Source organism: Pseudomonas sp. NY11955, from assembly GCF_048068035.1.
In the GTDB taxonomy this organism is placed as follows: Bacteria; Pseudomonadota; Gammaproteobacteria; order Pseudomonadales; family Pseudomonadaceae; genus Aquipseudomonas.
The window spans coordinates 1-1,114 of the sequence record NZ_JBLUPS010000045.1 but is presented as its reverse complement, the minus strand read 5'-3'; the positions used below and the strand labels follow the sequence as shown (position 1 = coordinate 1,114).

General features: G+C 59.8%; 1 protein-coding gene. It reads left to right on the top strand.

Going from position 1 to position 1,114, the window contains the following annotated elements:
- The first annotated feature begins 56 nt into the window (after positions 1-56).
- The gene (locus ACNFBR_RS29215) at positions 57-1,085 is read left to right on the top strand and encodes an IS30 family transposase (RefSeq protein ID WP_003465026.1); all 1,029 of its coding nucleotides are present in this window, start codon (positions 57-59) and stop codon (positions 1,083-1,085) included.
- The last annotated feature ends 29 nt before the right edge of the window (positions 1,086-1,114 follow it).

The window sequence follows — 1,114 nt, the reverse complement described above, 5'->3', positions numbered from 1 at the left end:
GGGCGGCGGCGAAAACTGAGTGCAACACCTGACCTTTCCGGTACGGTGCTGTCCCTATGTCTTATTCCGAACTCAGCGTTGAAGAGCGCGCCACCATTCAAATCGGTCATGCCCAAGGTTTCAGCCTGCGCGGGATTGCCTGCTTGATCAACCGATCCCCTTCGACCATCAGCCGGGAGCTGCGCCGCAATCGAGATGCCTGTGGCGGCTACTCGGCCCGCGTGGCCCAGCAGCAGATGCAGGCCCGCCGTCAGGTGTGTCGACCGAAGCAAAAGCTGTTGCCGGGTAGCGAGCGCTTCGAATTGGTGGCGCATATGCTGCGTGAGCGTTTGTCTCCCGAGCAGATTGCCGGCAAGCTGCGCAGCATGAATATTCCCAGCCTCAGAGATGCCTACGTCTGTCGCGAGACGATCTATAACGCGATCTATGCCTTGCCAGTCGGCGAGCTGCGTAAAGAGCTGATCATCTGCCTGCGCCAAAGCAAGACGATGCGCAGGCCGCGCTCTGGCGGCGTGGATCGGCGCGGTCAGATCCCTGAGAGGGTCAGTATTCATGTACGTCCGCCGGAGATCGAAGACCGACTGATGCCAGGGCATTGGGAAGGCGACCTGATCAAGGGCAAGGCCAACGCCTCGTCTGTAGGTACGCTGGTGGAGCGCACCAGTGGCTACCTGATGCTGGTGAAGATGAACGACGCGACGGCGACCTCGGCGATGGAAGGCTTCAGTGCAGCGCTCAATGGCATGCCGCTGGCGATGCGCAAGAGCATGACCTACGACCAGGGCCGAGAAATGGCGCGGCATGCTGAAATCACCCAGCAGACCGGGGTGGCGATTTACTTCTGCGACCCGCACAGCCCTTGGCAGCGCGGCAGTAACGAAAACATCAATGGCCTGATCCGCCAGTACCTGCCCAAGGGCACGGACTTGTCGGTGCATAGCCAGGAGGAACTGGATGCCATCGCACTGCAACTGAACATGCGCCCCCGTAAGCGCTTCGACTTCAAGTGTCCGATCGAGGTTATGGACGAGGTGATGCAGGAAGCTATGGCTATGCGGCATGATGCTCCAGCTTCAATTCAATAACCGTGTTGCACTCAGCTCCTGTAACCGCC

What these genes read in the sequence shown, in the direction of transcription:
- ACNFBR_RS29215 (WP_003465026.1), top strand. Translation starts at nt 57, where the DNA reads ATGTCTTATTCCGAACTCAGCGTTGAAGAGCGCGCCACCATTCAAATC.